This is a genomic window from Alteromonas sp. 14N.309.X.WAT.G.H12 (assembly GCF_036697315.1).
Classification (GTDB): domain Bacteria; phylum Pseudomonadota; class Gammaproteobacteria; order Enterobacterales; family Alteromonadaceae; genus Alteromonas.
In genome coordinates this window covers 25,569-51,897 of sequence record NZ_JBAHZB010000013.1, presented here as the reverse complement: position 1 = coordinate 51,897, position 26,329 = coordinate 25,569, and the positions used below count along the sequence as shown (strand labels likewise).

Below are 26,329 nucleotides of genomic sequence, written 5' to 3'. Positions count from 1 at the left end.
AAGTATAACTTGGCACATCAGGGACAGATAACGCGCTTTGTTGTGCATACTGGCTGTTTTTCAATCGATAGTTAATTTGCTCTCCTTGCCATCGCAATAACTGATTTCTCGCTTTGTTGACGTCTTGCTGCTGAATAATATGGGTAAATCCTGGCATTGTAGCCAACGAGAGAATGGCTACGATAGTTAACGTTATAAGCAGAGATAATAATGTCCAACCGGTATTTTTCATCATAATTCCTTCCTTAGGTACAGCTTACGTCAATGGGCCCGCCGTTTAAGATGAGAACACTTTACCAAAACAGCAATGTAATCCTGCTGACAAAAAGGATAGTTCTCGATGGAAAGACACGGCTTTACACTTGTAGAATTGCTCATTGGGCTAGCCATATCCGCCATACTGCTGGCCATGTCGTTGCCAGCGATGCAACAACAACTGGCGTTAATGCAGCTGTCCAAAGTCCTCGACGGAGGGCTGAGTCAATTTCGCCGCGCCCAGGCGTTGTCGGTATACTCCGGTAAGGATGTGGTTGTAGTTGTTGCCTCAGGCACAAACTGGTGCTTAGCCACCACAACGGCAGTGTGTAATTGTCAGGTATCTGGGGACTGCATTTCACCCGGCGAACTTCCGGCATTATCCTATGTCTCCCATCCCAATATTACCCTTACCGAAAACACCTTGAGTCCGGCCACACATACCCAATTTACCGGCGGTATTGGCACCAGTGAGGGGTATGCTGGCACGCTCACGTTTAAGTCCTACCACCTAACAGGCAAGCTCATACTCAGTAACTTAGGCCGGGTAAGAGCATGTATCGTGGAATTTCAATACGGAGCTTATGACAAATGCTAGTGCGCTCAGATGGCTTCACCTTAATTGAACTGATGATTGCGTTAACGTTGGGGTTAGCGGTTCTCGCAGGTTCCGCCAGTCTTACCGCCAGCATTTATCACTCACAACGCATGCTCCTGAACGGGCTTTTAATGGAACAAGAAGTCAATCGCATCACAGCACTAATCACCTATCATCTGTCAGCAAGCGGCTTTCACGGCGATGCCCGAAATGTGCTTTTTAGTGAAAAGAAAAAGGCCCATACTTTTGTTGTATCCTACGAGGTATCTCAACACCCGGACGAATTCCCCCAGTCGTGCCTGCTATTTGCCTTTGATGCAAACAATAACGGCGTGCTAGATACCAGTCCCGGTGATGAGAGAAAGGGCTTTCGATTACGTGACAATGCGCTGGAAATGCGTATTGATGGCAAGACATGTTCACAAACAGGCTGGCAGGATCTGACTCAGAGCTCCTTGGTGTCTGTGAAGGAACTGACATTTACCCAGAGCAGTTATGATCACGGTATCTCACTGCATATCGATTTAACTCTGGCGTTGACCACACAGCCTCAGATAATGCGAACAACCCATTTTAGTACGGTGCTCCCCTATGGTGATTAAACCCAAAAAGGTCATGGGGGGCATTTGGTTAGGCACCTCGGTTTTATTAATGACCACAGTCATTTCAGTGACCAGTGCCCTAGCGTTGCTCATTATTGGCCTTAATGAGCAAGGAATATGGTCTGAGCAACAAGAGACATTACAGGGCTCGGTGCAGCTTACCCAAGCTCAATATGCAGCCAGATTGCTACACCTTCCCTCCTGGAGTTCGGATCTTCCTGCCGATCTGGCAGCGTCATTATCTAACATTAGCCATGAAATAATTAACGGCGTCGAAGTTGATGTGGCTACGGTCACGGTAAAACAGACAAATGGCCTTTTCTCAGTATCTCAGCAACAGGATATTGTCCGTTTTCCTCTACTGTTAAATATTCCCCCTGCGGGCCTTATTCTTGTAAACGGCATTACCAATGGGGCAAGTTTCACCTTGTATCTGCCCTCGTCAACGGCCCATCCTGTATACAGCTACTCACTGTGGGCCAATCAGGTTATTGATCTGTCCCAGGGAACCCGTGTCAGCTGTGATCCGCTTATCATCGACAAGACCCACTGCCTTGGGTCAGTATTAAGTCAATCAGCCCTTAAAAATACGGATATCAAAGATAACGATAGTTACCTTCCCCTTGATGCGTTGGATTATTTATTCGGTACCCACATTGATGACATCAGTGATGACACCCTCAAAGCAATTCCTTGGCAGATAACGACCTCATGCACATCATTAGACCCCTACGCCCTTTTTATCTGGGTAGAAGGAAGCTGTATCTTGTCTGACGTAGAGGAAATAGGCTCGCCGGCGCAACCGATTATTCTCATTATTGAAAATGGCGATATTGTATTAAAAGATGAAGCCAAAATTTATGGCCTTGTTGTGAGTTTGCAAAAAACGAGTCTGTTTTCACAGCAGGTAATCATGCACGATTCAAGCATAATAGAAGGGAGCCTGATCCTAAATCATAGCGCCACTAGCAACAGTGATATCCAGGTGAAATATGATTACCCCCTGTTACTTAAATTGCAGCAAATGCCCCAACTGCAACAACTTGCTCGTGTACCGGGAAGTCGAAAACGATGAAGATAGCTTCAGCATTCCAATGTTCAGGTTGGGCACTCATTGAAGTGCTTCTTACCATGATTGTCACCAGTGCCACGCTTTTAGGAAGCTTGCATCTATTAGAAGGTTTACAAATCACTGAACGGGCGATACAGCAACGACATGAAGCGTATTCTGTCGCCTCCAATTTCAAAGCGCAGATCCTTGCACGTGATCAAAATGGTCTTAAAAGTGTCGATTTTTTTCAAACTTTAACCACTGATTTTGCCTCTGGCCTCACCGCGGGTGTGGTTGAGCGTAATATTGGCCTGCATATGCCCAATCAACAATACACGGTGACTTGGACAACCACGCCTCAGTACACCCATGAAGGAACCCTCTTTGCCAGTGCACAAAGCGGTGGCGCGCCCTACCCTTTAATGAAAAGCGCCACTATTGGCGTAAATTGGTATACAGAAGATGGCACATCAGTGACCATCCACACCCAAGTGGCAATACTTCACCCTCTCGTTGATACACGCATTGACAAGCTATTACAACTTAATCAAATTCAACCCGGCCCGTAATTAACACGACCAACAATACTCATCACTGCTGATACTACCGCTATTGTCCTCATCCCAGGCTTTTCGACCATCGCTGTAATACCATAACGCACCGTCTGTCGCCTGACTGGAGCCGCTAACGGGAGTGGCTTTAAGTACAAAATCCACCGCACTGGCACTATCAATGGTTAAGGTATAACGCTTATTAGATTCGGTTTCAGACGCCGGTGACCAGGTAGAAAACACCGTGGGACTGCCAGTGTCGGCGTCTCCGCTGGCGGCGCCTTCGTAGGAAAAAGTACCGGCATGATGCCGCTCCATGGCAGCAGCAAAGGCCATTAAATCCGATTGTGCGGTTTTACGGTAGCTCCCTTGGATAACATTTTGGTAAGTTGGATATCCTATTGCCACCAGTATTCCCACAATGGCAACAGTAACCATCAGTTCGATGAGGGTAAACCCTCTGTTTTTCATAACCATGTCCTTTGCTATTCCCTTTCTGTATCCGTGGACCAGCTGTTTTGTTTCACTCGTTCAAACTTACCAAGAATGTTTTCCGCCAAACAGGAAAATACCGACGTACATTCCTCCTCATCGCCGTCATCATCCACTGTAATAACCGTTGAAGCACATTCGGTACCCACACAAATTACCGGATTTGTCACATCATCGATAAGAATTGTAGCTTCTGGTGCTATGCCCGTTTGCTCTAAATCCGCATAGCGATCTGAACTGTCAGTCTCACCGTCGTTATTCAGATCAGTGACTGCATTGCCGTTAAACATGTTAACTAAATATGCTCGGCTGCTACCGGTAGGCGGCGCACATTCACTCTCAGAACTTGAGGACGGTATATAACTTGTGAAAAATATGCTGTAATCAATGATTAACGGCGAAGACAACACTTTTTCTCCGGCTGTTTCCAGACTGATATACCAACCAGATTTAGTGGCGAATAACGTTGAGGCCATCTCCTGGGTACTGGTATCAGAACTGGTTAGCAAAGATTCAGTGGCATCGTACAATGAGGATTCGGTGACATCTGTGTCAAACTCATAATTGCCATCACTATCATGTTGGAAAACCCCGGTATCCTTCAAGAAATAGAACCTGTCTTCTACCACATCATCTAATGGTGATGCACGCCAGCCAGATCCGATCGCCACGCCATAATACAATTCATCACCCAGCGACACTTGAGCCACATCCGGCCCATAGTAGAAATGACGGTTCTCCGCTTCCGTGGACCCACCAAAGTCAGCAATACGTGCCCCTTTAATAAAGTCGCTACCGGAATTTCCATTGTAGATATCCAGCCGGAACAATTGCCCGCCCATATCAGCAACATACATATGATCAGCATAGCCGTCGTTATCACGGTCGATTACAGAAATACGGCCAGGTATGCTGTATTGCATATCCTCTAAATTGAGATCAGCGTCTTCATTACTGGCATGCCACAAGAGGTCGCCGGTGTCTGCATCAAACATAAACACGGCGTTGCCCATTGAATCTGCATCTCGGGTGGTTTTGGTATCTTGCCCATCGTCATATCCGCCGCCCACAATCATCACATTTTTTTCCGTGCTGCCGATCATGACTTTGGTGATGGTAGGAGAGGACCAGGTTTGACCTAGTTTTTCTAGCCCTGTCTCTCCGCCGCGAATGGCAAACTTCAATTTTGGCGCGGTTTTATTTGTAACATCAAACACATAATAGTTGCGTCCGCCTCTGCGCATGCCCAGATACAAATAAATATCATCTCCGACGCTGCGCGTTACTATATCGCCATCTAACCCATAGACATGAGTATAAGACGAGGTGTCGAGATAAAAATCATAAAGATTCGGTAGTAATTCTTTTGGAATAATCGCGAAATTCTCGCTGCCAGTTTCAGGATCAACGGAATGTAAAAAACCTTGGTTGGTCGCTACAAAAACCGCCGAATCCGTATCACTGTAATTAACAATCACCGGTTGAGAATGTAAAGGATCACCCATTTGCTGACGGGCATCTGTCGAGCTACCGTCGCCATCAGAATCTTTTACATCAATTCCCCGCGCCCATTTTAATAGTTCTGTACGCAACGAATCAGAACTGGTGATGGCCAAATCGGTATAGGTAATGTTTGTGTTGCTTTCACTTAGCTCGTTAGCACTGCTAATAATAGAACCGGCATCCTCAAAAAAGTAAATATTCCGGGAAGTGGTCAACTCATTTGCGGCGCCCCCGTCCCCCACTTCATTTCCATCAACAGTGGCAGACCAATAGCTTTGAGAGGTGTCACTAAAATAGCCAGTGGATGAATCTACCGCTTCAGCCCCTTTCGAATCTAAAATGGTATCACCACTGAGCTTATATTTTTTTAAGTTACCCGGCCACATGGTCGTTTCAGACGGTTTGAACACAGCAAAATAAAGTTCATCATTATGGGTAAGCCGGTTTAGCTCGTTCACCGCCACACCAGGAGACACAAATGTAGCATTCGTATCGGTAACTGAACTTAGGATAGTCTGAAACGCCGTTAGCAACTCTTCACTGTCGTCGGCTTCGTAAAAACCACCACCACTGTAAAGCGCCAATTGATTCAAGAAATCGTTGGCCGAGGAATTTGCTGCAAATCCAATGGTATGGGTAATTACCCGCCTATCGATGACCGATGTGTCGCTGTCACTGATATTGCTGACTAAATCGAGGCCGCACTTCTCACCACCACTGCCTGAACAACTACTGCCCAATAAGGTTTGGATCTTAGTCACACTGTGGTTGTAGTTTGCCTCACCGTCAGAAAGCAAGACTATATGGTTGTTTGTTTGACACTGTAAGTCGGTCACCGGCGAAATGTAGGTTGCGCCACTTGGTATATATTCGTTAACGCAATCGGCGTCACTCAGGTTATCTTCATCACAACCCGACGGACGCACAGGATCATCGCCTAAATAAGAGCTGCGATGACTGACCCGAGTGGCTTTACGCACCGTTGATGATGTACTTGAGGTTCCTCGCGTTAAGCCATAATCCACATCTTGCCCGCCATAGTAGAGCGTAGCTTCATACAAGGTATCCACAATAGGTGTATAGCCACTTGCTGAAAGCTCATCTACTTTACTAATTAGGGTTTCACGTACCGTCGAGGTAACGCCCGGTGTGGCGGAGCCGGTGTACCGGATGTATAGCTGGGGAGCTAATGATTGGCTACCACTATACGAATACGCCCCCCTATCGCCCACAAAATCACTTAAAATCAACATAATATCGTTGCCGGCAGACCAGCCGCTTCGACTGAAAACTTCCTCAAGTACACCGCTCAAGTCCGGCGATTGTTGCTCCACCTTATGACTGAAACTGGGCATTGACCAGCTGACACTGCTAGTCTTAGCCATATTTTTGAGCATATATCGAGTGTATGAGGAAAAATCATCGGCATCATCGGTGGCAGCCGCCTGAATATTCATTGACGCAGTTCCACTGTTGCTGCCATAGGGAGTCAGCACCATGTAAGCTTCGGCAATCTCCGCGTCCTGAGGTATATTCACATTGGTAAAGCGCAAGCCAATATAGGCGTTGCTACTGGAATTCATGGTTAATTCTGTGCCCGTTGATTCCTTACCGTTGTTCTTTTCCTCAGCATTATTCGACTCGGATGAAACCTGATAATTCCCCTCACCACTCACACATCCGGTGGCAGTAGACTCATCGTAAGTAACCACTAACTGCGGCGAACCTGTGGAGCCATAATCCGCCGCTCTAGCCTTACGGGAACTGGAAGTATCAAGGCTTGAGCCTTCAATGATAAGCGATAGCGCTTGTCCACCACACCAGCCCGGTTGATCGACAATTTCTTGGATCACTTCAGAAAAATCCGGTGTGCTCACCACTTCACCTGAAATAGGAAATGCATTGTCTGTATCCCACACCACTTCACTGCTTGTTTTCGTACGTAAGGAAATGTTACCCGTGGTACTTTCAAATTCTTCGCTGTCTTCGCTCAATTCGCCAGAAATCGTTAAGGTAGAAGCAGAAGAATTAACCTGAGCAGAGGTGAACCGTAGTAATGCGCCGGTAATAGTGGCACCTTGAGGAATGTTCATTTCGGTAAAGCGAAGACCTGTTGTGACTGGCGTCACGCCATAGGTTAAGTAAACGTAATTGGATGAAACATTTACAGAACCTGCCACTTCGTAGGCATCATCGCCACTGTCAGCGGTAGACGTAATCAACTCAGGATCCACGGAGTCATCAATGGCCTGTACGGGGTATAAAATCGGCCCGCCGTAATCAGAAAAGCGCATCAAACCGGCATTAATATTGGTGGCCGATTGCAGTGCTTCTTTTAAAGCGTCCTGCACACGCAGCATACGACTTTCAGAAGTCCCATCCTTTGATGTCATACTGCCCGAGGTATCCATGATAAACAACACATTGGGGTTGTAGGTGACTGAGGAGTCCGTCGTTCCCAAATAGATATCCAAGTCATCTCCCCATGCTGCGAATCCAATACAACTCCACAACACAATCGATATTACATAGCGGTACATTTTATTCATTGTTTTTTCTCCTACTGCGAAGCCGGTGCAAGCACCGCAGCGGTAACCGTATTTGCAACAACCGTTGCACGCTCTTCGACCTTTCCACATCCTTTAATCACAAACACGTGGCAAGTGATATTGCTTCCACCAATAACAGTGCTAGATCCGTCACAGGCTTGCTCGCGAACGAAAGCCGTTTTTGACCAGCTTGTTGTATTCATATCCGTTTGGTAATCACCCGTGCTTGTATGTTCAATACCCACAGCTAATACATCTGATGTTACTTGCCGATCAGTCCATTCATCATCGAAACAACTTAACGTATCGGTATCCGGATCAAACACTGTCCCTTGGCGAGCCTCGGTCAGTGGATCAGTTTTTGTATCATCAGTCAGTAAAACTTCATCTTCAGATTCAAAAATCACACCGGCCAGCGCAGCTTCTGCTGCATCAAAAGCCTGACCGGATCGCTGCATTGATACTGCCATTTTGTTTTGGCTTAAACTGGAAGAAACCGCACTGACCCCCAAAATCGTCAGTGACAACAAAACCAGCAAAGCCAAAATCAACACGACGCCTTCCTGGCGTACGATGGATTTCATTACAGACTCCTCACAAAATTTTTCATATTTCGTAGTGCCAGTGTTTGCGTAAATACCTGAAAATAGTGACTACTATCGGTGGTCACTTCTGACTCATTGAGTACTGCAATATCCCGAACGGCCAAATTACTCACCAAAGCATCATCACTTTTAATCAATACACCAATGCGTAGCGCAACCACTTGTTGATCGTTACTTCGCAAGGTGGCTAAATCAGATGCCGTTACGTAGCGCACTGGTTGCCCTTGCGATGTAGAGATATCATCAGTAACGCCGTACTGCACCTGAAAACTTTCCACATTGTCCATCAAGACAACAGAACGGGAACTTACCACTGCTGAACGCAATCCACGCAAGACGCGGCCATCGTAGCCGGTACAAAATAGCTGACCGTCTGACACATAATATTTATTAACCACATGAAACTCGGTATCCGTTGCGTAGCCAAAACGGTTGCCCGTACAATCTTCGTTGCCAAGGAAGTTAATCACCAGTTCGTCGTTGCCACCACCGGAACCTTGCGTGGCGCCAAGTGTGCTATTGCCAATATAGTCGCCAGCCAGTCCAATGGGTTTGTTTTGAATAAATGCCGCCTCAACCAAGCTGTCGTAGGTACTGTCAACCTGTGCGACCACATCATCATATCGCCCGGCTTCCATAAGATCCCGATTCAGCCTTTTCATCACAAAGCGACCGGATTCTTGCACCTGTGCCACCACCTGATTGAGAGAATTGGTCACTCTGGAACTCACCATGGTCTGAATAACTGCACCGCTGATCACCAGCCCTAAGACCAATGCAATCATCAACTCAACAAGTGTAAAACCCCGTTGCCTCATAAAGTAATATCCTTAACAACGCAGGCGTTGCTGTCGGAGGAATCGGAATTACATCGGGCGTTTAGTGTGTATTTTTGTTTGTCGGTATTTGCAACCGGCCAGGTGAGGATAATATGAATACGAGAGCCGCTAGAACAGGTATCAGTATCGCTGGCAATGCTGTCCGTACAGCTCACCTGTAGTGTCACCGAATCATTGGTTTGCACGGCGGCACAGGACAATGCCCATCCGTCGTATTCAGCCATCTGGGCTTCAGTGCAGGTGTTGCTTTCGCAATCTGAAATACTGGATGGGAGACTTAGACAATGACAAGCATAAAGATCGTCGTCGGCGCATGACAAGGTAGAAAAATTATAATTGTCAGCATCGAAATAAGCATTATTGACAACCAAGCTATCACTGGCCGTCGCAGGACGCGCAGCCGAACGAAGCCGCTCTGCAACCTGTTCTGCTACAAGCTCCGACTGAGTACGACTAATGGCATCGCGATTCGCAAAAGAACCGACAAACTGTAATGAGGCTACTCCTAGCAATCCAATTGCGAGTACAAATAGCGTAATTAAAACCTCAATGAAGCCGACACCGGATTGATGCTGTTCCAACGCATATTGGCGCATAACCCTATTACCTATTCCCAAATAAACTTATCCCGCAATTATGTTAGTTTATCGGAATAGAAAAATAAGTATCAGCTTTAAATGCAGCGTATTGAATATGATAAGACAAGACGGGGGCAGTCTAATGACTAGCCCACCTGTTTAACCCGCAGCTCTTTAGGCACGGCGAATTCCACGTTTTCTTCCCGGCCTGCCCGCTCAGAAGCAGACTGTGCTCCCCACGCTTTTAATTGGGCAATAACGCGCTGAACAAGGACTTCCGGTGCAGAAGCACCTGCGGTAACACCAATGTGTTGCACGCCATCTAGCCAGGATTTTTGAATACAGTTTTCATCGGCAATTAGAAATGCCTTGGCACCGACTTTTTCCGCCAGTTCCCGAAGCCGATTGGAATTTGAGCTATTTTGTGCCCCCACAACAAATAAGACGTCACAATCTGAAGCCAGATCCCGTACAGCATCTTGCCGATTCTGGGTTGCATAGCAGATATCATCTTTACGGGGACCATTTATTGCTGGAAATTTAGCCCGTAGCGCATCGATCACATCGGCGGTATCATCCACCGACAACGTGGTTTGACTACAAAAATATAAATGCTGTGGATCTTTTACCGTCAGGTTTGCCACATCGGCGCTCGACTCCACCAGGTAAATTCCCCCTTCTGGATTGTCGTACTGCCCCATTGTGCCTTCAACTTCAGGATGCCCCGCGTGACCAATTAAAATACACTCGGTACCCGTTTTACTCGCGCGGGTTACTTCCATATGCACCTTAGTGACTAAGGGACAGGTGGCATCAAAAACCTTTAATCCTCGGGCGGCGGCTTCTTTACGCACGGTTTGCGACACACCATGCGCCGAGAAAATAACGATACTGTCATCGGGCACCTCGTCGAGTTCGTCAACGAATTTCGCACCACGCTCTTTTAAGCCATCCACCACAAATTTATTATGCACGACTTCATGGCGAACATAGATAGGCGGATTAAACATTTCCAATGCCCGTTCTACGATAGTAATAGCACGGTCTACGCCAGCACAGAAACCACGAGGATTAGCAAGATGTATTTGCATGATTGACTCCTGTGTTAGCCTTTATTTTGCGCGGGCAACACATCAATAATTTCCACATCAAAAATAACCGTTTGCCCCGCAAGCGGGTGGTTAAAATCAACCGTTACTGAATCACCGGCCACACTTCTGACAATGCCTGGAACTTCGCTACCATCGGGTTGGGAAAAAGCCACTATGGTGCCTTCGGCTAATTCTAAATCGCTGCTAAAACGACTACGTTCCATGTGATGAATATTGTCAGGATTCGGCTGCCCAAAGGCGTCATCAGCGGCCAGTGTAAATGCTTTTTTCTCGCCTTTTTTCAGTCCCAGCAAACAGGCTTCAAAATTCGGTGTCAGGCTACCATCGCCCATAACCAATTTTGCCGGTTTGTTGTTTATTCGTGTACTGTCAGCGGCGGAACCATCTTCCAGTTTAAGATCAAAATGCATAATCACTTCAGATTGTGCATCGATAATGTTTTCGCTCATCTGCCTGCTCCTACTTCTCGCCGCCGTTGTCATTCTTTGCGCTTAGCATATCAATAATTAATAATGCTGCGCCGATAAAAATCGCACTGTCTGCCAAGTTAAAGGCTGGCCAATGCCACTGCCCAAGGTAAAAGTCGAGAAAATCGATGACATACCCGTGCATTAAACGATCGTAGACATTCCCCACCGCGCCGCCAAGAATAAAACAAAACGCCACCGGTAACAGGCGCTGTTGTTTTCCTGCTTGCTTTAACCACCACAGGATCACCACGCTGACCGCAACCGCAATGGCAGTAAAGAACCATCGCTGCCAGCCGGAGGCATCATGGAGAAAACTAAATGCCGCGCCATAATTACGAACATACGTCAGATTAAAAAAGGGCAATACCTGTATTGATTCGGACAATGACATCTTGCCGATCACTTCATACTTGCTCCAAAGATCAAGTATAACAACAACAACGCTTATCCAGAGAAACCGTAATCCGGTATCAGTCAGTAATTTAGGCATACTGTCGGGTTTCCCCTTCACCATCGACGTTGGTAACACAACGACCACACAATTCTGGATGCGCGTCATGTGTCCCTACATCATCGCGATGATGCCAGCAGCGAACACATTTTTTGGCATCGCTTTTTGCCACTTCGATAGACAAACCTTTCACCGTGGTGTCTTTAGCCGTATCAGGCTTATCAACAAGCGGTGCAAGTACCGCCGAAGACGTAATCAATACGAAACGCAGTTCATCTTCCAGTTTTGACAGCAAGGTGAAGAGTTTTTCGTCGGCGTACAAGGTAATGTTAGCTTCCAGTGAACCACCCAGCAAACCGTCTTTACGCGCCTGCTCCATGGCCTGATTCGCCGCATCTTTTACCGCCATCACGTCATGCCAGAAGGCATCGTCAAAATCGCCGGTGGTAGCAAAGCCATCGAGCCCTTCATACCAAGATTCGGTGAATACAAATTCACTGCGCTCTCCCGGTAACGCTTCCCAGATTTCCTGAGCAGTAAAACTGGTGATAGGCGCCATCCAGCGTACCAACGCTTCGATAATATGGTACAAGGCGGTTTGACAAGAGCGACGGGCATTGCTGTCGCCTTTCGCCGTATACTGTCTATCTTTGATAATATCCAGATAGAAACTGCCCAATTCGATAGAACAAAAATGGGTTAACTTCTGCGATACCACCAACATGTCGTATTGACTGTAGGCTTCGATAATTTCTTGTTGTAGTTGGGCAGTACGCGCCACAATCCAACGATCCAGTGCCACCATGTTCGCCGGTTCTACCGCATCAACCTTTGGATCAAAACCGTTAAGGTTCGCCAGTAAGAAGCGGGCGGTATTACGTATACGACGGTACGCATCGGCGGCCCGGTTAAGGATCTCATCACTTACCGCAATTTCACCGCGGTAATCCGTTGACGCCACCCACAAACGCAAAATATCGGCGCCTAATTTATTGGTTACATGTTGAGGTGCCACCACGTTGCCTACGGATTTAGACATTTTTCGGCCTTTGGCATCCACAGTGAAACCATGGGTAAGGACTTCTTTATAAGGTGCATGGCCGTGCATGGCCGTCGATGTCATCAAGGAGGACATAAACCAGCCACGGTGTTGATCCGACCCTTCAAGGTACAGATCCGCACTGGCAGGAATATCATCCCGACGGTCGACAACAAAATAATGGGTCACCCCAGAGTCAAACCATACATCAAGAGTATCTAATACCTTGTCATACTGATCCGCATCGTCACCCAGTAATTGGGCATCGTCCAAATCCCACCAAGCTTGAATCCCTTTTTCTTCCACGGCCTTGGCCACGGTTTCGATGATTTGTGCAGTTTGAGGATGCAACTCACCGCTGATACTGTGCACAAATAACGGAATAGGCACGCCCCAAGTCCGCTGACGGGAAATACACCAGTCCGGACGGCCTTCCACCATTTTTTCAATACGATTTTGGCCCCACTCAGGGATCCACTTGGTTTTTTCGATTTGTTCTAACGAAGCTTGACGCAGCCCTTTTTTATCCATGCTGATAAACCACTGAGGGGTGGCACGGAAAATAATCGGCGTTTTATGACGCCAGCAATGAGGATAACTGTGTTCGTAGTTGACGTTTAACAACAGATTGCCGTTTTCTTCTAACTTTTCGACAATGGATTTATTTGCCTTAAACACAAATTGGCCGGCAAAAATCGGCGTATCTTCTTTATAAACCCCGTTATTTCCCACCGGGTTATACACTTCAATACCGTATTTTTTACCCACATTAAAATCGTCAACACCATGGGCAGGCGCTGTATGCACTAAGCCAGTACCCGAATCTGTGGTAACATGTTCGCCTAAGATAAACGGCACGGTAATATCCAAAAACGGATGCTGAACCACTAGGTTTTCCAGTGCTTGTCCTAAACAAGTCGCCACCGTGGTAAATGCGTCTATGCCATAGCGAGACATACAGCTTTCCACCAGATCTTCGGCCAGAATAATCCAATCTCCACCGGCAATTTCAATCAAGCTATAGGTCAATTCAGGATGCAAACTAATTGCGCGGTTAGCTGGCAGTGTCCAAGGCGTGGTTGTCCAAATCACCGCCGAGGCATGGTGCGCGCAAAGCGCGCTTTCCTCTACCCCAAACGCGTTGGCAATTTTCGCCGTATCCGCCAGCGGAAATTTGACATCAATAGCAGGAGAAACCTTGTCTTTATACTCCACTTCCGCTTCAGCAAGGGCCGAACCACAATCTGTACACCAGTGAACCGGTTTGAACCCTTTTTCTAGATGGCCTGATTCAACAATTTGTCCTAACGCACGAATTATGTCGGCTTCAGAACTAAATTCCATGGTTTTATAGGGCTTATCCCATTCACCAAACACACCTAAGCGTTTAAAGTCGGCCATTTGGCCATCAATTTGCTTTTGCGCATACTCACGGCATTTTTGACGAAATTCAGCCGCTGATACCTTCACACCCGGCTTACCCACTTTCTTCTCCACCATCAATTCAATGGGCAGACCGTGACAGTCCCATCCGGGCACATAGGGCGCATCAAAATCAGACAAGGTTTTGGATTTAACGATAATGTCTTTGAGGATTTTGTTTACCGCGTGACCAATATGAATATCACCATTCGCATAAGGAGGGCCATCATGCAATATAAACGGTTTTTTGCCGGCTTTCGCTTCACGAATTTGCGTGTACAAATTCTTTTCCTGCCAGCTTTTAAGCATTGCCGGTTCTCTTTTTGCGAGGTTGCCTCGCATAGGGAATGGCGTCTCCGGTAAATTCAATGTGGGTTTGTAATCGCTCATAAACTCGTTATTTCCGTCCACCTGTCGTTGCGATATTTCGCAACAATTTGATTAAATTTGTGTCAGAGAATTAGCAAAGAGAGCCTTGGCTATCTCTGCATCTCGCTGAATTTGCTGTTTTAACACCTCAAAAGAGGCAAATTTTTTCTCGTCTCGAAGTTTCTTTACCGGATATACGTGAATTTGTTTTCCGTACAATACCCCGTTAAAACGGAAAATATGCACTTCAAGTTGAGTCCGTTTTCCTTCCACCGTAGGTCTTGTTCCAACATTGGCTACGCCGTTGAAACGTTTGCCATCCACGTCCACATGCACCGCAAAAACACCGTCAATGGGTGAACGGGAACGCTTTAAAAGCACATTTGCCGTGGGAAAACCTATGGTTCTACCTTTTTTCTCTCCGTGCACAACCCGGCCTTCAATGACAAAAGGACGACCTAACATGGAATTGGCACGGTTAAAATCGCCCCGGGCAAGGGCTTCTCTTACCGCGGTGGAACTTATCCGGCATTTATCCACCATAAAACTTTGCGTACTGGCGACATCAAACCCCAGTTTTTTACCGGCTTGTTGTAACATGGCGAAATCGCCTTGTCGCTGGCGTCCAAAGCGAAAATCATCGCCCACCACAAGAAAGCGCACACCTAAACGTGCCACCAATAACTCTTCAATAAACGACTGAGCCGACTGCTTAGCAAAGTGCTTGTCAAAACGTACACACAAAAGTCTGTCCACATTTTGTTCTTTCAACAGGGTGTACTTTTCTCTTAGTGTACTCAGTCGCGCTGGCGCGGATTCCGGGCTAAACACTTCTTCGGGCTGGGGCTCAAAGACCATTACCGTTGAGGGGAGCCCCAGTTCTCTGGTTTTTTCGTGGACATTGGCCAATACCGCCTGATGCCCGCAATGCACGCCGTCAAACTTCCCAATGGTCAGTACACACCCACTGTGATCAGGGCGCAAATTGTGTAGACCGCGAATTAATTCCACTTGCTGCTGAATTCCTAATAACTGACGCTTTATTTATAAAGCCCGCGATTATAAACGACCCGAACCGTAATACCAATCGTTGCGCATGGTTTATCCGCCAATTGCTTTAAAGTGTCGAAGTCTCACGCCGAATACAAGTAATAATAAAACAAACGCGGACACCGCGGCACCTATGGTCATAGACACATGTTCGATTTGTTTAACCAGCGACAATGCATAAAATTTATCGCCCAAATTGAAATACTGAATCACCGCGGCCATGGCAACACTGGCAAGGATAATTTTCAAAACGAATCCCACGGTTTCCGGTTTGGCCCGATAAACGCCCTTTCGATGAAGGGTAACATAAAGCAAACCGGCATTGAGTGTCGCCGACAGTGACGTTGCAATGGCCAAACCAATATAGCCATACGGAATAGCGAAAATAAGATTAAAGACCATGTTGGCCGCCATACACCAAATCCCGAACTTAACGGGCGTTTTGGTATCTTGACGGGAATAAAAACCCGGCGCTAAGACTTTTACGAGCATAAAACTTATCAAGCCAAAGGAATAGGCAATCAAAGAATAAGAAGCCATCTTGGCGGTTTGCTCAGAAAACGCGCCGCGCTGAAAAATAACCGTAAGAATAGGCTCTGCCATAAAGGCCAGGCCCACAGCTGCCGGTATACCTAACACACAGACCATGCGTATGGCCCAATCCATATTGCCACTAAAGGCTTGTGGGTTGTTGGCCACATGATTGCGCGACAATGTGGGTAAAATCACCGTGGCGATGGCAATGCCAAACAATCCTAATGGAAATTCCAGCAAGCGATCAGAATAATACAGCCAACTGATGGAGCCGGTAGTAAGGAAACTGGCAATCAAAGTGTCAAGCAGCAGGTTTATCTGCCCTACCGACACACCAAAAAGCGCGGGGATCATCAGGGTTCGGACTTTAACCACGCCTGGATCTCGCCAACCCCATTTCGGTTTTACCAACACGCCCGCACGATATAGAAAAGGCAATTGAAAAGCTAATTGTACAATGCCCCCAATAAAGACTCCCCAGGCGAGGGCAAAAGCCGGTTGCGCGATATACGGCGTTAACCCGTATGCACAAGCAATGATACAAACATTCAGGAGAACCGGCGTAAACGCCGCCACAGCAAATTTGTTCAGGGTGTTAAGGACAGCCCCGGCTAATCCGGTAAGAGAAATAAATGCAATGTAAGGAAAGGTGATTTTCAACATGGTAGAAGCAAGTTCAAACTTACTCCCCGCTTCATCCCCTTCAAGCCAAGCGATAAACCAGCCTGTACCAAAAAGCGCGGTGACCACCGGCGAGCCAACAACGCCAAGTATTGCCACAACAAAAACAATGGCACCTAGGGTGCCTGACACCTTCGCGATAAAGGCTTTGAGTTCGGCCTCATCCTGTTGTTGATTCACTTCGGTCAGCACAGGAATAAACGCTTGGGCAAAGGCACCTTCAGCAAACAGTCTGCGTAAAAAATTGGGAATTTTATTGGCAAAGAAAAACACATCCGCAGCGGCACCATCACCCATTAGGCGCGCCACAACCACATCTCGCACTAGCCCTAATACCCGCGAGATTAATGTCATCACACTAACGATTAGGCCTGATTTTAACAATTTCCCTGACACGACACTTTCACTGAACAACAAATAATTGGACGCACACTATAGCGGATGCAGAAGACAGGGGGAAACACTCTTAAAAATTTATGCTTTAGGAGGGTGAATTCCATTTGACGCCTTGCTATACTTGCGCCCATCTCACGCAGGACGTGCCTTTATGCCTCTGGAACACTATTATTCTTACTTTTAAAGGAAAATAGTTTGACATTTATTCAATAGATAAGCATAATCCGCACCCTATTTTTTAGACATGAATTTATTTTGGGAGTTACACCTTGGCTAACATTAAGTCTGCTAAGAAACGTGCAATTCAGGCCGAAAAGCGTCGTCAGCATAATGCCAGCCGTCGCTCCATGACTCGTACAAGCATCAAAAAAGTCGTAGCTGCAATCGCTGCAGGTGATAAAGAAGGTGCACAAGCTGCACTGGCTACTGCTACACCGATCCTTGACAGAATGGCTACCAAGGGTTTGATTCACAAGAACAAAGCGGCTCGTCACAAGAGTCGTTTAGCGGCGCAAATTAAAGCGCTGTAAAACTGTTTTTCAATATAAAAAGCGCCGTTAGGCGCTTTTTTTTTGCCTCCGCTTTTGCCTCTGTCATTAATTCGTCACCCAATCGTCACTTAGCTGTCAATCAATAGACACAAAGCTGTCAAGTAACCCCCCTAATATTCCATTTCAAAGTCGTCACTTTGGAAAGTATATGAAACTCACTCACTATCGCGCACTTTGGTTATCGGATATTCATTTGGGCAACAAAGATTGTAAAGCCGAGTATCTTCTCGATTTTCTCAATCATGTGACCGTAGATACCCTCTATTTAGTGGGTGACATCGTGGATATGTGGGAAATGACCCGACAGTTTCGTTGGCCAGATGCTCACAATCAGGTATTACAAACCTTTATGCGTATGAGCCGTGAAGGAACCAAAGTGATTTATCTACCAGGCAATCATGATGAACCCCTTCAGTCTTACAGTGGCATGCAATTTGGCAATATCGATATCTGCCGAGAGTTTGTTCACACCACCGCGAAGGGAAAAAACTACCTGGTTTTACACGGCGACCAGTTTGATGGCGACGTGACCTTAGGCAAATTTCACGGCTGGATTGGCGACAAAGGCTACGATCTGCTGTTATTTCTTAATCGTTGGTATAACCGCTTCAGACAATGGCAAAACAACCACTACTGGTCCCTGGCCGGCTATATTAAACAACACATTAAAGGGGCGAATACCGCCATCGCTCGCTACCGCACAGCTTGCTGTCAACGGGCAGAAAAAATGCAACTGGACGGCGTAATTTGCGGCCACATTCACCACCCGGAAGAACACATTGAAAATGGTATTCACTATGTCAATGACGGCGACTGGATAGAAAATTGCTCTGCGCTAGGTGAAGACAATCAGGGCAACCTGTCGTTAATTTGCTGGACAACACAAATGCAACAACATATGTCCGTTACTCAGCTAAAGCCCCGCGCAAAAACCTCGAAAGCAGCGTAGCTGTCATGTAACTGACAACAAAGTACAGAAAAAACGTCATATTAGGCTGTTATCGTTCGTCCAAAACAACGAGATTGATTATGTTTACCGTTGATGATGTATTAACGCGCCACTATCCGCAGGTTGTGGATAAGCCCTGGCTATTTAAATCCCTTTCTTTTGTGTTGCGCCATCTTCTTCATGAACGGGAGATGTCCGAGTTCACTGCAACTTATCCCCATTATGAAGATATCGATTTCGTCGAACAGGTATTGGAATATTTCAATATCAGCTATTCCACACGGGATGTCGAAAAAGAGCGTATTCCTTCTACTGGACGGGTTGTTATTATTGCCAATCATCCCATCGGCACCTTAGATGGCTTGGCATTAATAAAACTGGTGAGCGAAGTGCGTCACGATTTAAAAGTGGTGGCCAACGAAATGCTCATGGCCATTAAACCCCTACACAACATGTTGCTGCCGGTGAACAACATGCAAGGTGGCACACCTAAGCAACACCTTCATGCGATCCATGATCATTTAAATAGTGAAGGTGCCATTTTGATTTTTCCCGCCGGCGAAGTCTCCCGCTTACGGCCACAGGGAGTGCGAGATACACGCTGGCACACGGGCTTTCTTCGCATTGCTAAACAAACCTCAGCCCCTGTACTGCCAGTGTATATCGACGCGAAAAACTCACCGCTATTTTACGGCGTGTCTATGATTTACAAGCCCTTGGCCACCGTATTGCTGGTCAAAGAAATGTTTAAGCAGCGTAAAAAACATCTGCCTATGCGGATCGGTGAACTCATTCCCTGTGAAGCTTATGCTCAGCTCACCCTACCGGTGAAAGAACAAGTGAAACTCTTCAAACGTCACTTGTACCGTATAGGCAATAATCGCAAAGGCGTATTAGCCACTCAGGCTCCCATTGCCATGCCGGAAGACAGACAAGAATTGACTCGGGCCATTAAACAGTGCGAATTACTCGGTCATACCACGGACGGCAAACACATTTATCTGTATCAACACACAGGGTGTTCGCCAATTATGCGAGAAATCGGGCGCCTACGGGAAATCGCATTTCGTGCCGTAGGTGAAGGTACAAACCGACGAAGAGATATGGATCCTTACGACTCTCATTACTATCATTTAGTGTTGTGGGATGAAAATGATTTGGAAATCGCAGGGGCGTACCGGTTTGGCGATGCCGAAATTTTATCACAACCCGATCATCCCACAGGGTTATACTCGGCAACCCTCTTTGATTACCACAAGGACAATCACGGGCTTTTTGCTCAAGGACTGGAGCTTGGGCGCAGTTTTGTGCAGCCCCGCTATTGGGGAAAACGTAGCTTAGACTACCTGTGGTTTGGTATTGGTGCGTTTTTAGCTCGTTACCCTAAGTACCGCTATTTATTTGGTGCGGTTTCCATTAGTAACGCCTATCCCCAACCGGCAAAGGATTTACTGGTGCAGTTTTATCGCACCCACTTCCCGCCACAGTTTGGCAAGGCCACGTCTCGTATGCCGTATCAGGTGTCTTGCGATATGTTGGAAACCTTTACCGGCAACGATTACAAAAAAGAATTTTCTGAGTTAAAGCATTTATTAGCCAATATGGGCGTTAATGTCCCTACCCTGTACAAGCAATATACCGAAGTTGCCAAACAAGGTGGGGTTGCCTTTCTGGATTTTAATGTGGATCCGGATTTCAATGAATGTATTGACGGATTGGTTGTGGTGGATTTGGAAAAATTAACCGACAAAAAGCGTAAACGCTACTTGCAACATGTGGATATGGCAAAAACTGCCTGACACATTCATGCCTCCCTTTTTGGCTGCGGCACTTTCTTTAGCAGCCAAAAGCGGGATTAGTGGTGTTTTTTTGCGGGTGCTTTGGTAGGGCTTCGATAACCCATCCGGTTGTCTTCAGAATCTTTTGCTGTCATCACCAATGCACCCGACTTATCAAAACGCACCAAGCTACTATCTATGTTGTCACTGCGAAGAAGATAAAGAGGTTGTGTATAAATAGTGTCTTGCAAAGGGCGAATATCCGTTGCTGTTTTGGGTGTTGTATCAATCGTTAATACGTCCATATTCCTTCCTCTATCTGCGGCACACGCGACACTTACGTTAACGCCAATGATCACAACGAACGCTAAACCTATACGCAGTTTCATACTGATGCTGTTACTCGTCACAAAATGAAGATTGACTTAGTATTAAGCAAGTTTTACACCATGCATTCTTAGCGTTTAAAATCAACAAGTTACTAATTTAATCTAGAACCACTGGACGCTATGTCTTTTTTTCCGCATCATATTTGCGACAGCAAAGGAACGTTTATCCGTGATAAAATTTATCGTTTTAATCCCATTGGTACTAAGCCTTATATGGTTTGGGTATTTAAAAATCAACAACTGGAGTGTGGCTGAAGGAAAACAAGGGTTCATATACATTCTTGTTATATCAACGGCTATAGCGCTTTTTTACTCGGTGATGATGGTGTTAACCCACACCTAAATTTCGCCCAAAAAAAAGTGCGCATTAAGCGCACTTTTTTGGTTTTGATATCCCTTACTGATTCGCGTTGATCGCGATATCCGCTTCATTGCGCAGCGCGCTGACATAGCCATCGTAAAGCGATTGGCTATAGGAAGCGCCGAGACGTTGTTGAATATCGGCAAGGGTGACCTCATCAACCGTAGGCGCTGAATTAACCGCCGTTAGCTCCACAAGGGCAACATCCCCTGTGCCAAGTAACGTGACTTCCCGTGCGCCTTCTGATGAAGGTGCAAGGGTAAATAAGGTCTCAACCACTTTATGTGGTAACTCGCTATTAGCACGATTGACATTCTCAGCGGTTTTCCAGCTAATGCCTTTTTCCGCCAGCACCTCATCAATGGTATTGCCTTGAGCGAGTGCGGCTAATTGTTCTTCGGCCCAAGCCTGTGCGGCTTGTTGTGCTTTTTCGTCCCGTAACGAGGCCAGAATGTCTCCTTTCACCTCATCCAATGACTTGGTTCGTTGTGGCTCATGGGTTTTTACCCGCACAACCATGACATTATTATCGTCCAGCTCAATCACATCACTGTTAACGCCCTCTTCAATAAGTTCAGGAGAGAAGATATCACTGATAACTTGAGGGTAATCCACCTCTGCGGGCACCTTACTACGGGCAAATAACCCCGTTTCTTTGATTGGTTGATTGGCAATGGCCGCAACTTCGTCTAAGTTGTCAGGCACTTCAAAGGCCACTTCCGCCATACGGGATTGAAGGTCATAGAAAAGCTCTGTGGCCTTGTCGCTTTGCAGGTTATCACGAATATCATCGGCAACCTCATCCAAGGTTTTCAGCGATTCGGGTCTAATATCGGTCAAGGTGATGATGTGGTAACCGTATTCTGTCTCCACAACATCTGATACATCACCCACATTTTGTAATGCAAAAACCGCTTTATCAAAAGCATCTTCCATTAAGCCTGGGGTGATATAATCCAAATCCCCGCCATTTTCAGCAGAAAACGTGTCATCAGAATTCTCTTTTGCCACTGTGGCAAAGTCAGCCCCTTCATTGATGGTTTTTAGCAATGCTTCAGCTTTCGCCTTTGCAGCCGCGGCATCATCGCCCCGTTCAATCAGAATATGGGAAACACGGCGCTGCTCATCTTTACGATATAGATCCTGGTTTTCTTCATACCATTTGGCAATCTCATCGTCGGTAACCGTCACATCTTCTTTTAGATCATCCACAGATAAGGTGACATAAGCGACGTTCACTTCTTCTTCCGTATCAAATGCCGTTATATGAGCATCATAATAGCTTTGAATTTCTTCATCAGAAACGCTGGCGTTATCAGCAAAAGAAGCGGCATTAGCGATGAAGTAACGTGCATCACGGGTTTGCGCCTGCATGGAATACAGTTGCTTGGCTTCGCCGGGCAAAGCAAAATCTGAAATACCTAATGCACGGGTGAGTTGCTCGCGGGTTAACTGTGTGCGCAAATAATCGCGAAAATCACTCGGTTGAAACCCATTTTGGCGTAACAAAGCAAGATAGCGATCATTGTTAAATTTGCCGCTAATTTGGAATTCAGGCATATTGACGATGGTTTTGCGGATTTGATCATCACTGATACGCAAACCTATTTCTTCGGCCTTCTGCTGCACCAGCTTCTCGTTGATTAAGTCATCCAGTACACTTCGGCGAAATTGCTTCAGGTAACCTTCGTCACTGAACAATGCGGTAACGCTGTCGCCATACTGAGATTCCATTCGACTGCGCTGCGCTTGATAAGCACGCTCCAGTTCACTTAAGCTAATATCTTCGCCATTAACCGTGGCAGCCACTGTCTGGCCAGAACTATTCAGATAACTCCCAATACCGGCAAAGACAAAGCTCAGTACCACCAGACCAATGATAAGCATTGCCCAGGGGCCTTGAGAACCTTCTCTAATTCTTTCTAACATGACTTAATTTCAACTCCGTTGCTAACTGCGTTTCCCGCTGATTTTTTATATGGGTGCAGGGAAAAATAAGGCAAGATTATATCGACTCCATTCCTTAAACGCGACTTTTCCACCGCCTTTTTCGTTAATCTAAACTATTTAGTGGCGACTTAAAGCCTATTAACCATTATTGATTAAATTTTAAGGATGGAAAAATAAAAAAGGCGATGGTTAAAACCATCGCCTTTTGTCGAATCTTGTTCTGCTTAGTTACAAGCGTCTTTCAATGCTTTACCAGCTTTGAAAGAAGGAACTTTAGCAGCTGCGATTTGAATAGTCTCACCAGTTTGAGGATTACGGCCACTACGCGCAGAGCGTTCACGTACCGCAAAAGTACCGAAACCTACCAGTGCAACTTGATCACCTTCTTTAAGCGCTTCAGTTACCGCATCAGTAAATGCATCTAATGCACGGCCTGCAGCTGCTTTAGAAATGTCTGCACCAGCAGCGATTTGGTCGATGAGTTGAGACTTGTTCACAATTATAATCCCCTTCGATTGTTATTATACTCTTGTCCGAAAACAGTCATTGTCGTCGGAACGTTATAACAAGCTTGCTTATTACAATCAAGCTAACTGTTATATTGATTAAGGTTTAATGAATCGCTGCAATCCCTTTATAGACAAGGCTTCAAGCGAGTACGTTGTAAAGGTAACACAACTTCTAAGACTTGAAAGCCCTAAATTCAAAAAAAATAGTGAAAATTACGGTTCAACGTCTATTTTTTGAACTATTCCTAGAGAGAAAGGCTGAAACCCGCGAATTTATTGCGGTTCAGCCTACATCCGCCGTCACTTATTAGCGACAACCTGAAACGATTCAACGGGCTCTTGTAAGGCAATATCCAGTACATCATCTATCCATTTTACCGGATGAATGGCTAAATCCGCCTTAACATTGTCAGGAATTTCTTCCAAATCACGTTCGTTATCTTTTGGAATGATGACGGTTTTAATACCACCTCGGTGCGCTGCTAGTAGTTTTTCTTTCAATCCACCAATAGCCAGCACTTCGCCTCGAAGTGTAATTTCACCTGTCATGGCCACATCACATCGTACCGGGTTACCAGTTAATGTAGACACCAAAGCAGTACACATCGCAATACCCGCACTCGGTCCATCTTTAGGTGTGGCACCTTCAGGAACATGAACGTGAATATCCCGCTTTTCATAAAAGTTTTCATTAATACGTAACTTTTCTGCCCGGCTTCTTACCACGGTCATGGCCGCTTGAATAGATTCTTGCATTACATCACCAAGGGAACCGGTAGAGGTCATTTTCCCCTTACCCGGCACGGCAGTGGTTTCAATGGTCAACAAGTCACCACCCACTTGAGTCCATGCCAAGCCTGTAACCTGTCCAATTTGGTTATCTTTATCGGCCTTGCCATAATCGAAACGTTGTACCCCAAGGTAATCTTTTAGATTTTCCTGGGTAACCACCACCTTTTCGCTACTCTTACTGAGCAGAATATCTTTTACTGCTTTACGACAGATTTTGGATATTTCTCGCTCAAGGTTACGTACCCCTGCTTCACGGGTGTAGTAGCGAATAATACCAATGATGGCAGAATCCGTAATATCCAGTTCTTTTGCTTTTAATCCATTGCGTTCCATCTGTTTGGCAATCAAGTGATTAATCGCAATATTTAACTTTTCATCTTCGGTGTAGCCAGATAAACGAATCACTTCCATTCTGTCCAACAATGGACCGGGAATATTCATACTATTTGAGGTGGCTACGAACATAACATCCGATAAGTCGTAATCCACTTCAAGGTAGTGATCACTGAAACTACTGTTTTGTTCCGGGTCGAGCACTTCAAGCAATGCCGATGACGGATCGCCACGCATATCCGAAGACATCTTGTCGATTTCATCGAGCAAAAACAGGGGATTTTTGACCCCTACTTTGGCCATTTTCTGAATCAGTTTACCGGGCAACGAACCAATGTAGGTACGACGATGGCCGCGAATTTCCGCTTCATCACGCACGCCGCCTAAGGCCATACGCACATATTTTCTGCCCGTGGCTTTAGCAATGGACTGGCCCAGCGAGGTTTTCCCCACCCCAGGTGGTCCCACAAGGCACAAAATTGGCCCTTTGAGCTTTTTCACCCGTTTTTGCACGGCCAGGTATTCAACGATGCGTTCTTTTACTTTTTCCAGGCCGTAGTGATCTTCATCGAGAATTTTCTCCGCTAAGGATAAATCCTTTTTAACCGCACTACGTTTATGCCAGGGCACATTAGTCAGCCACTCTATGTAGCTTCGTACCACTGTGGCTTCTGCCGACATGGGCGACATCATTTTTAATTTTTGCAGTTCTGCCCGGGCTTTTTCTTCGGCCTCTTTGGGCATCTTTGCCGCTTCTATTTTTTTATTCAGCGCTTCAAATTCATCGGGGGCATCATCAAGCTCACCGAGTTCTTTCTGAATAGCCTTCATTTGTTCGTTGAGATAATACTCCCGCTGACTTTTTTCCATTTGCTTTTTCACGCGGGTGCGAATTTTCTTCTCAACCTGAAGTAGATCGATTTCGCCTTCCATCAGTGCCATCAGATATTCAAGGCGATCATTAATCCCTTTCATCTCCAGCACTTTTTGCTTTTCAGCCAATTTTAGTGGCATGTGCGCTGCCATGGTGTCAGCTAAGCGTGCAGCATCATCAATACCATTTAACGAAGTCAAAACTTCCGGCGGTATCTTCTTGTTAAGTTTGACATAGCCTTCAAACTGAGACACCGCTGAGCGAATCAGGACTTCCTGTTCATTCTCAGCAACAGACTCATCTTTAACGGTGGAGACTTCGGCGGTAAAAAACGGCTCTGATTGCTGATAGGCGTGAATTTCTCCACGTACATTACCCTCTACTAACACCTTCACCGTGCCATCGGGTAATTTTAAAAGTTGCAGAATGGTTGCTAGGGTACCAATTTGGAAAATATCATCCGCTTCTGGCTCATCCACACTGGCGTCTTTCTGCGCGACAAGAAAAATCTGTTTATCATTTTCCATAGCAGCTTCAAGACAGCGAATGGATTTTTCTCTGCCGACAAATAGCGGTATGACCATATGGGGATATACAACTACGTCCCGCAAGGCAAGTACGGGGATCTCAATGCGATCGTCACGCTCTACTGTCATACGTGTTCTCTGTTTAATTCAAAAGTATTTTTTATATGGG

23 protein-coding genes are annotated in these 26,329 nt (G+C 46.1%); 7 read left to right on the top strand and 16 right to left on the bottom strand.

The features are described 5' to 3' along the window. On the bottom strand, positions 1-235 hold a 235-nt coding region (locus V5298_RS06600), incomplete at its 3' end, for a hypothetical protein (RefSeq protein ID WP_416351153.1). Between the two features lie 105 nt (positions 236-340). Between V5298_RS06600 and V5298_RS06595 the strand changes: the two genes are divergently transcribed. From V5298_RS06595 to V5298_RS06580, 4 genes are read left to right on the top strand one after another with little or no spacing between them, the layout of a single operon-like run. After that, the gene (locus V5298_RS06595) at positions 341-853 is read left to right on the top strand and encodes a prepilin-type N-terminal cleavage/methylation domain-containing protein (protein WP_332930676.1); all 513 of its coding nucleotides are present in this window, start codon (positions 341-343) and stop codon (positions 851-853) included. Then, a complete protein-coding gene (locus V5298_RS06590; RefSeq protein WP_332930675.1) occupies positions 847-1,455 on the top strand; it encodes a prepilin-type N-terminal cleavage/methylation domain-containing protein in 609 nt (202 codons plus the stop codon). Before V5298_RS06595 ends, V5298_RS06590 begins: the two co-directional genes overlap by 7 nt. Then, positions 1,445-2,530 (top strand): hypothetical protein, encoded by a 1,086-nt coding sequence (locus tag V5298_RS06585; protein ID WP_332930674.1) that lies wholly within the window; start codon positions 1,445-1,447, stop codon positions 2,528-2,530. Before V5298_RS06590 ends, V5298_RS06585 begins: the two co-directional genes overlap by 11 nt. Beyond that, positions 2,527-3,075 carry a hypothetical protein gene (locus V5298_RS06580; RefSeq protein ID WP_332930673.1) on the top strand — a complete coding sequence of 183 codons (549 nt, stop codon included), beginning with the start codon at positions 2,527-2,529 and terminating at the stop codon, positions 3,073-3,075. The genes V5298_RS06585 and V5298_RS06580 overlap by 4 nt, the downstream gene beginning before the upstream one ends. Here V5298_RS06580 and V5298_RS06575 read toward each other — a convergent pair whose 3' ends face one another. The 11 genes from V5298_RS06575 to murJ all read right to left on the bottom strand — a co-directional run bounded on the left by V5298_RS06575 (position 3,076) and on the right by murJ (position 17,147). Next, positions 3,076-3,528, bottom strand: coding sequence for a type IV pilin protein (locus tag V5298_RS06575; RefSeq protein WP_332930672.1), 453 nt, complete (start codon positions 3,526-3,528; stop codon positions 3,076-3,078). A gap of 14 nt (positions 3,529-3,542) precedes the next feature. Continuing rightward, on the bottom strand, positions 3,543-7,601 hold the full coding sequence (locus V5298_RS06570; RefSeq protein ID WP_332930671.1) for a pilus assembly protein PilY: 4,059 nt from the start codon (positions 7,599-7,601) through the stop codon (positions 3,543-3,545). An 11-nt stretch (positions 7,602-7,612) separates the two neighbouring features. Continuing rightward, the gene (locus tag V5298_RS06565) at positions 7,613-8,185 is read right to left on the bottom strand and encodes a PilX N-terminal domain-containing pilus assembly protein (protein WP_332930670.1); all 573 of its coding nucleotides are present in this window, start codon (positions 8,183-8,185) and stop codon (positions 7,613-7,615) included. After that, on the bottom strand, positions 8,185-9,024 hold the full coding sequence (locus V5298_RS06560) for a PilW family protein (RefSeq protein ID WP_332930669.1): 840 nt from the start codon (positions 9,022-9,024) through the stop codon (positions 8,185-8,187). The genes V5298_RS06565 and V5298_RS06560 overlap by 1 nt, the downstream gene beginning before the upstream one ends. Then, a complete protein-coding gene (locus V5298_RS06555; protein ID WP_332930668.1) occupies positions 9,021-9,641 on the bottom strand; it encodes a pilus assembly protein PilV in 621 nt (206 codons plus the stop codon). Before V5298_RS06555 ends, V5298_RS06560 begins: the two co-directional genes overlap by 4 nt. A gap of 128 nt (positions 9,642-9,769) precedes the next feature. Then, positions 9,770-10,714 carry a 4-hydroxy-3-methylbut-2-enyl diphosphate reductase gene (ispH, locus tag V5298_RS06550; protein ID WP_332930667.1) on the bottom strand — a complete coding sequence of 315 codons (945 nt, stop codon included), beginning with the start codon at positions 10,712-10,714 and terminating at the stop codon, positions 9,770-9,772. A 14-nt stretch (positions 10,715-10,728) separates the two neighbouring features. Continuing rightward, entirely contained in the window at positions 10,729-11,184 is a 456-nt protein-coding gene (gene fkpB, locus V5298_RS06545) for an FKBP-type peptidyl-prolyl cis-trans isomerase (RefSeq protein ID WP_332930666.1), read from the bottom strand. A gap of 10 nt (positions 11,185-11,194) precedes the next feature. Beyond that, the gene (gene lspA, locus V5298_RS06540; RefSeq protein ID WP_332930665.1) at positions 11,195-11,695 is read right to left on the bottom strand and encodes a signal peptidase II; all 501 of its coding nucleotides are present in this window, start codon (positions 11,693-11,695) and stop codon (positions 11,195-11,197) included. Continuing rightward, the gene (ileS, locus tag V5298_RS06535) at positions 11,688-14,507 is read right to left on the bottom strand and encodes an isoleucine--tRNA ligase (protein ID WP_332930664.1); all 2,820 of its coding nucleotides are present in this window, start codon (positions 14,505-14,507) and stop codon (positions 11,688-11,690) included. The genes lspA and ileS overlap by 8 nt, the downstream gene beginning before the upstream one ends. 51 nt (positions 14,508-14,558) lie before the next feature. Then, positions 14,559-15,497: a bifunctional riboflavin kinase/FAD synthetase gene (ribF, locus tag V5298_RS06530; RefSeq protein ID WP_332930663.1), complete on the bottom strand. Its 939-nt coding sequence runs from the start codon at positions 15,495-15,497 to the stop codon at positions 14,559-14,561. A gap of 90 nt (positions 15,498-15,587) precedes the next feature. Beyond that, positions 15,588-17,147 carry a murein biosynthesis integral membrane protein MurJ gene (gene murJ, locus V5298_RS06525; RefSeq protein ID WP_332930662.1) on the bottom strand — a complete coding sequence of 520 codons (1,560 nt, stop codon included), beginning with the start codon at positions 17,145-17,147 and terminating at the stop codon, positions 15,588-15,590. A 269-nt stretch (positions 17,148-17,416) separates the two neighbouring features. Between murJ and rpsT the strand changes: the two genes are divergently transcribed. The 3 genes from rpsT (at position 17,417) to V5298_RS06510 (ending at position 20,446) form a co-directional block, all read left to right on the top strand. Continuing rightward, complete coding sequence (rpsT, locus tag V5298_RS06520; protein WP_332930661.1) at positions 17,417-17,677, top strand: 30S ribosomal protein S20; 261 nt, start codon at positions 17,417-17,419, stop codon at positions 17,675-17,677. A 169-nt stretch (positions 17,678-17,846) separates the two neighbouring features. Then, positions 17,847-18,647 (top strand): UDP-2,3-diacylglucosamine diphosphatase, encoded by an 801-nt coding sequence (locus V5298_RS06515; protein ID WP_332930660.1) that lies wholly within the window; start codon positions 17,847-17,849, stop codon positions 18,645-18,647. A gap of 80 nt (positions 18,648-18,727) precedes the next feature. Continuing rightward, positions 18,728-20,446, top strand: coding sequence for a lysophospholipid acyltransferase family protein (locus tag V5298_RS06510; protein WP_332930659.1), 1,719 nt, complete (start codon positions 18,728-18,730; stop codon positions 20,444-20,446). Between the two features lie 56 nt (positions 20,447-20,502). On the opposite strand, the gene V5298_RS06505 is transcribed toward V5298_RS06510, so the two are convergent. From V5298_RS06505 to lon, 4 genes are all read right to left on the bottom strand, one after another. After that, entirely contained in the window at positions 20,503-20,814 is a 312-nt protein-coding gene (locus V5298_RS06505; protein WP_332930658.1) for a hypothetical protein, read from the bottom strand. 397 nt (positions 20,815-21,211) lie between these two features. Next, positions 21,212-23,104, bottom strand: a complete 1,893-nt coding sequence (locus V5298_RS06500; protein ID WP_332930657.1) for a SurA N-terminal domain-containing protein — start codon at positions 23,102-23,104, stop codon at positions 21,212-21,214. A 245-nt stretch (positions 23,105-23,349) separates the two neighbouring features. Beyond that, on the bottom strand, positions 23,350-23,622 hold the full coding sequence (gene hupB, locus V5298_RS06495; protein WP_216030080.1) for a nucleoid-associated protein HU-beta: 273 nt from the start codon (positions 23,620-23,622) through the stop codon (positions 23,350-23,352). A 312-nt stretch (positions 23,623-23,934) separates the two neighbouring features. After that, entirely contained in the window at positions 23,935-26,289 is a 2,355-nt protein-coding gene (lon, locus tag V5298_RS06490) for an endopeptidase La (RefSeq protein ID WP_332930656.1), read from the bottom strand. Positions 26,290-26,329 lie beyond the last annotated feature (40 nt).

Bases quoted from the DNA above. Each gene is read 5' to 3' on its own strand.
- V5298_RS06590 (WP_332930675.1), top strand. From the start codon at position 847: ATGCTAGTGCGCTCAGATGGCTTCACCTTAATTGAACTGATGATTGCG.
- V5298_RS06510 (WP_332930659.1), top strand. From the start codon at position 18,728: ATGTTTACCGTTGATGATGTATTAACGCGCCACTATCCGCAGGTTGTG.
- lon (WP_332930656.1), bottom strand. From the start codon at position 26,289: ATGACAGTAGAGCGTGACGATCGCATTGAGATCCCCGTACTTGCCTTG.
- V5298_RS06570 (WP_332930671.1), bottom strand. From the start codon at position 7,601: ATGAATAAAATGTACCGCTATGTAATATCGATTGTGTTGTGGAGTTGT.
- V5298_RS06565 (WP_332930670.1), bottom strand. From the start codon at position 8,185: ATGAAATCCATCGTACGCCAGGAAGGCGTCGTGTTGATTTTGGCTTTG.
- V5298_RS06555 (WP_332930668.1), bottom strand. From the start codon at position 9,641: ATGCGCCAATATGCGTTGGAACAGCATCAATCCGGTGTCGGCTTCATT.
- ispH (WP_332930667.1), bottom strand. From the start codon at position 10,714: ATGCAAATACATCTTGCTAATCCTCGTGGTTTCTGTGCTGGCGTAGAC.
- ileS (WP_332930664.1), bottom strand. From the start codon at position 14,507: ATGAGCGATTACAAACCCACATTGAATTTACCGGAGACGCCATTCCCT.
- V5298_RS06585 (WP_332930674.1), top strand. From the start codon at position 1,445: ATGGTGATTAAACCCAAAAAGGTCATGGGGGGCATTTGGTTAGGCACC.
- fkpB (WP_332930666.1), bottom strand. From the start codon at position 11,184: ATGAGCGAAAACATTATCGATGCACAATCTGAAGTGATTATGCATTTT.
- V5298_RS06505 (WP_332930658.1), bottom strand. From the start codon at position 20,814: ATGAAACTGCGTATAGGTTTAGCGTTCGTTGTGATCATTGGCGTTAAC.
- V5298_RS06595 (WP_332930676.1), top strand. From the start codon at position 341: ATGGAAAGACACGGCTTTACACTTGTAGAATTGCTCATTGGGCTAGCC.
- lspA (WP_332930665.1), bottom strand. From the start codon at position 11,695: ATGCCTAAATTACTGACTGATACCGGATTACGGTTTCTCTGGATAAGC.
- V5298_RS06575 (WP_332930672.1), bottom strand. From the start codon at position 3,528: ATGAAAAACAGAGGGTTTACCCTCATCGAACTGATGGTTACTGTTGCC.
- V5298_RS06515 (WP_332930660.1), top strand. From the start codon at position 17,847: ATGAAACTCACTCACTATCGCGCACTTTGGTTATCGGATATTCATTTG.
- V5298_RS06580 (WP_332930673.1), top strand. From the start codon at position 2,527: ATGAAGATAGCTTCAGCATTCCAATGTTCAGGTTGGGCACTCATTGAA.
- V5298_RS06560 (WP_332930669.1), bottom strand. From the start codon at position 9,024: ATGAGGCAACGGGGTTTTACACTTGTTGAGTTGATGATTGCATTGGTC.
- V5298_RS06500 (WP_332930657.1), bottom strand. From the start codon at position 23,104: ATGTTAGAAAGAATTAGAGAAGGTTCTCAAGGCCCCTGGGCAATGCTT.